Genomic DNA, 4,143 nt, shown 5'->3' with positions numbered 1-4,143 from the left:
AAAAAATCGGTTTCCTCGGCCTCGGGCGGATGGGCGGCCTGATGGCGATGCACCTCGCGGCGGCGGGCTTCGATGTCACGGGCTACGACCCGGTGCCGCGCGTCTAGCCGGCGGGATGAGTGACTGGCACGTTTCCCTTGCGCGGGGTTGTGCGCATATCATGCACCGTTTTTTTCAGCCCTTTCGTCCATCTCGGCGAAGCCCTTCAGCTTCACGGGCGGGCGGTCCGGGAACTCGGCGACGAGGTGCAGCGTCCCGCCCATGCCGTGCACATAGTTCTGCAGGGTGGAGATCAGCAGGTCGGAGCGCTTCTCCAGGCGCGAAACGCCGTCCTGGGTGATGCCGAGGCTCTTGGCAAGGCGCTTCTGGGTCAGCTGGTGCGCCTTCCGCAGGTCGCGGAGGGACATTTCCTCGGCGATCAGTTCCGCCGCCCTTTTCTCGATTTTCTTCCGCCGCTTCGCGGGCAGCTTTTTCATTTTTTCTTTCAGCGTCGTCGCCATCACGATCTCCCTTTTCCCTTCTCCAGCCCGGCAAGATGTTCGCCGAACCTTTCGTCCGCCTTGCGGATAAGGCTCCGGTAGAACCGCTGCCCGCTCCCGCCGCTCTTGTCCCCGCATACGAGCAAAACGGCGCGCCGCTTCGGATCGAAAGCGAAGGCGGCCCGCCAGGCACCGTTCCCGGCCCGGAACCGCAGTTCCTTCATGTTGGCGTGCCGCGAGCCTTTCAGCGTATCGGCCCAGGGCCGTTTCAGGGACGGGCCGAATTCCTCCAGCAATTTGGCGTGCGCCAGCAGCTCGTCCTGCACATCCTCCTGGAGTTCTTCGAACTCACGCTCAAAGGCACCATGAAACAGGACTTCCCAGCTCACTTTAAATTATGTCTCCAAATACATATGTTGTCAAGTGCATATTTTGGGCCGGACGGGACCGCCTTTTCAGCCGCTTCGGGTCGAAAGCGAAGGCGGCCCAGCTGCACAAGGAAAGTGCAAGAGCATCTCGGCGCGCCGTCAAACTCTGATTTGTCCATATATTATATCATTATTTGGGACCCGTACCGTTCGTGCGATTTTGAGCGAGCCGCCCCTGTCTCCCTGCGGGGGATTCGCTTCGGCATCGCCATCCTTTTGCGGGCCACTCGCGATTCCTCCAGACAGAAAATCCCGGTGCAAATCCCCCCCGGCCCCTTCCCCATCCGCGCCGAAGGTGCGATATTCGGATCATCGAAAAATTCCGAACGGCTGGGAGGAAAAATCTTTTCCCGGCAGACGATCCGGCCCCGCGCGGGCGTGTTCACGCGGGCGTGCTGATGGAGACTTCGAAAAAGGAGCTTCGAGATGGCGAAAAAAATCGGTTTCCTCGGCCTCGGGCGGATGGGCGGCCTGATGGCGATGCACCTCGCGGCGGCGGGCTTCGATGTCACGGGCTACGACCCGGTGCCGCGGGCGCTGGCGGCGGCGAAGAAAAACGGCGTCCGGCCCGCCAGGACCGTCGCGGCGGCGGTGAAGGGGGCGGATGTGGTGTGCAGCTCGCTGCCGATCCCCGCCGTGGTGGAGGAGGTCTATCTGGGCTCTGGGAGCGCGCTCGCCGCGATGAAGAGAGGCGCGGTGGTCTTCGAGCTCTCGACCAGCTCGGTCGCCCTCGCGCGGCGCATCGCGGCCGAGGCGAAGAAAAAGGGAATCTCCTTTCTCGATGCGCCGGTGAGCGGCTCGATCCCCCATCTGGAGAAGAAGCAGGTCTCGGCCATGGTGGGCGGGGACGCGAAGGCGCTGAAGGCGCACCGCGGCGTGCTGGACGCCTTCTGCAAGTCGGTCCCCCACATGGGGGCCTCCGGCAACGGCCTCATCATGAAGCTGGTGACGAACCACATCCTGAACATCCACCACACCGGGATCGCGGAGGGCCTCGCCTTCGGCGAAAAAGCGGGCCTCAAGGGGGCGAAGATGGTGAAGTTCCTCCAGGGCAGCGCCGTCCCCCAGCTCATGTTCTACAAGGCGCCCGACATGGCGGCGCGCGATTATTCGAACGTGATCGCCGACGTGGAGCTCAGCATCAAGGATCTGGGGCTTTCCATCGAGGAGGCGAACGATCTCGGCGTCCCCGTCCCGCTCGGGGTGGCCGCGCGCCAGCAGCACGTCTCCGCGAAGGGGATCGGCCTCGGCCGGGCGGACTTCAACGCGGTCTACGAATCCTACATTCACGCCTCGGGGCGGAAGGCGAAGAAGAAATAACCCGAAGGGAGGATCAAAGAAAGATGGCGAAAAAAGTCGGTTTCGTCGGGCTCGGCACGATGGGCAGCGCCATGACGAACAACCTGCTCAAGGCGGGCTACGAGGTGCAGGGCTTCGACCCCTTCCCCGCGGCCCGCGAGAAGGCCGAGAAGGCGGGGGTGCGCATCGTGGGCTCCCCGGCCGAGGCCGCGCGGGGGGCGGAAGTCCTCTGCAGCTCGGTGCCCGAGACCGAGGACGTGCACGCGGCCTATCTCGGGGAAAAGGGCGTCCTCGCGGGCGCGGCCAAGGGGCTGGTCTGCTTCGATTTCTCCACCATCTCGCCAGAGGGCAGCGCCGCCGTCGCGGCGGAGGCCGCGAAGGGGGGCGTCATCTTCTGCGACACCCCGGTCGGGGGGAGCGAGCCCACCGCGATCGCGGGCCAGCTCGCCATCATGGTGGGCGGGGACAAGGCCGCGATGGAAAAACACCGGGACGTGCTCGAAGTCATCGGCGCCTCGGCGCGCCACATCGGGCCGAACGGCTACGGCCTGCGGATGAAGCTGATTTCGAACCATCTGGTCTCGGGGATGCTCTGCCTCTTCGCCGAGGCCCTCACCCTCGGGCAGAAGAGCGGCCTCGCCCCGGAGGCCATTCTCGACTACGTGCTCGACAGCTCGATCCCGCCCCTTTTCAAAATCAAGGGCCCGACGATGGTGGCGAAGGACTACACCCCCACCTTCCGGGTGGACCTGATGAAGAAGGACCTGCGCCTCATCGCGGCGATGGCCGAGGCGGCGCGCGCGCCGGTGCCGCTTTCTTCTTTCGTGCGGCAGGTCTACACCGGCGCCTCGGCGATGGGATTCGGCGCCCAGGATCAGAACGCCGTTTATGAGTACTTTCTCCGCGCGGCGGGGGACTGAGCCGCAGCTTTCTTTATTGGAGGATCGATCGTGGCGAAGACGGTGGCATTTCTCGGGCTGGGGACGATGGGTGGCGCGATGGCGGCCAATCTCGCGAAGGCGGGCTACGCCGTGCGCGGGCACGATCCTTTTCCCGAGGCAGGGAAGCGCGCGGAAGAAAACGGCGTGACGGTCTGCGCCTCCCCGGCGGAAGCGGCGCTGGGGGCGGAGGTCATCTGCAGCTCGGTGCCCGAGACGAAAGATGTGGAGGAAGCCTATCTCGGAGAGAAGGGCGCCCTGGCGTCTGCGGCCAAGGGCGCGGTCTGCTTCGACTTCTCGACCATCACCCCGGACGGCTCCCGCGCCATCGCGGCAGAAGCCAAAAAGCAGGGCGTCGCCTTTCTCGACACCCCGGTCAGCGGGAGCGCCCCGCATGCACAAGCGGGCACCCTCGCCATCATGGTGGGGGGCGAGAAGGCCGCGATGGAAAAGCACCGCGACGTGCTCGAGGTCATCGGCGGCTCGGTCGAGTATTTCGGCGAAAACGGCGCGGGCCTCAAGATGAAGCTCGTGGCGAACCTCGTCTTCTCGGGCCACCTCGCCGTCTACGCCGAGGGGCTCTCCCTCGCCAAGAAGGCGGGCCTCGACGGGGTGCAGGTGATGGAGCTCCTCCGGGGGAGCGCCATCCCGAAGATGCTCGAGTACAAGGGCATCCCCCTCGCCAAGAAGGACTACACCCCCACCTTCCGCACCAAGCTCATGGTGAAGGACCTGCGGATGATCGCCGCCATGGCCGAGGACGTGAAGATGCCCATCCCGCTCTCCGCCCTCACCCGGCAGATCTACATGGCCGCGATGGCCCTCGGGCACGATGATGTGGACCAGAACGCCATCGTCGAGTTCTTCGAGCGCGGCGGGGGGATGATGTAGGGGAACCTGTTGAATTTGCGCCACTTTCCCCTATCCAGCGGCCCGGCACATAAATCCCTTGCAATCCTGAGTAATCCAGTTTAGTATCCGGATAAATTCGGCGGGCGG

5 protein-coding genes and 1 pseudogene are annotated in these 4,143 nt (G+C 64.7%); 4 read left to right on the top strand and 2 right to left on the bottom strand.

The annotated features are described in order from the left end of the window. The first annotated feature begins 5 nt into the window (after positions 1-5). Positions 6-98, top strand: a pseudogene (locus tag O2807_12955) (NAD(P)-binding domain-containing protein). Between the two features lie 60 nt (positions 99-158). Here the strand turns inward: O2807_12955 and O2807_12950 are convergent. Together O2807_12950 and O2807_12945 are read right to left on the bottom strand one after the other, a co-directional pair. After that, a complete protein-coding gene (locus tag O2807_12950; GenBank protein ID MDA1001408.1) occupies positions 159-500 on the bottom strand; it encodes an XRE family transcriptional regulator in 342 nt (113 codons plus the stop codon). Continuing rightward, on the bottom strand, positions 500-868 hold the full coding sequence (locus tag O2807_12945; GenBank protein MDA1001407.1) for a type II toxin-antitoxin system RelE/ParE family toxin: 369 nt from the start codon (positions 866-868) through the stop codon (positions 500-502). Before O2807_12945 ends, O2807_12950 begins: the two co-directional genes overlap by 1 nt. Before the next feature lie 465 nt (positions 869-1,333). On the opposite strand from O2807_12945, the gene O2807_12940 reads away from it, so the two are divergent. From O2807_12940 to O2807_12930, 3 genes are read left to right on the top strand one after another with little or no spacing between them, the layout of a single operon-like run. Further along, positions 1,334-2,227 carry an NAD(P)-dependent oxidoreductase gene (locus O2807_12940; GenBank protein ID MDA1001406.1) on the top strand — a complete coding sequence of 298 codons (894 nt, stop codon included), beginning with the start codon at positions 1,334-1,336 and terminating at the stop codon, positions 2,225-2,227. A gap of 23 nt (positions 2,228-2,250) precedes the next feature. Then, complete coding sequence (locus O2807_12935) at positions 2,251-3,126, top strand: NAD(P)-dependent oxidoreductase (protein MDA1001405.1); 876 nt, start codon at positions 2,251-2,253, stop codon at positions 3,124-3,126. Between the two features lie 30 nt (positions 3,127-3,156). After that, positions 3,157-4,035, top strand: coding sequence for an NAD(P)-dependent oxidoreductase (locus O2807_12930; GenBank protein MDA1001404.1), 879 nt, complete (start codon positions 3,157-3,159; stop codon positions 4,033-4,035). The last annotated feature ends 108 nt before the right edge of the window (positions 4,036-4,143 follow it).

It is taken from the genome of bacterium, assembly GCA_027622355.1.
Lineage (GTDB): Bacteria > UBA8248 > UBA8248 > UBA8248 > UBA8248 > JAQBZT01.
This window is presented reverse-complemented; position numbering and strand designations above follow the sequence as displayed.

Coding starts and splice junctions, on each gene's coding strand:
- O2807_12950 (MDA1001408.1), bottom strand. CDS start 500: ATGGCGACGACGCTGAAAGAAAAAATGAAAAAGCTGCCCGCGAAGCGG.
- O2807_12940 (MDA1001406.1), top strand. CDS start 1,334: ATGGCGAAAAAAATCGGTTTCCTCGGCCTCGGGCGGATGGGCGGCCTG.
- O2807_12935 (MDA1001405.1), top strand. CDS start 2,251: ATGGCGAAAAAAGTCGGTTTCGTCGGGCTCGGCACGATGGGCAGCGCC.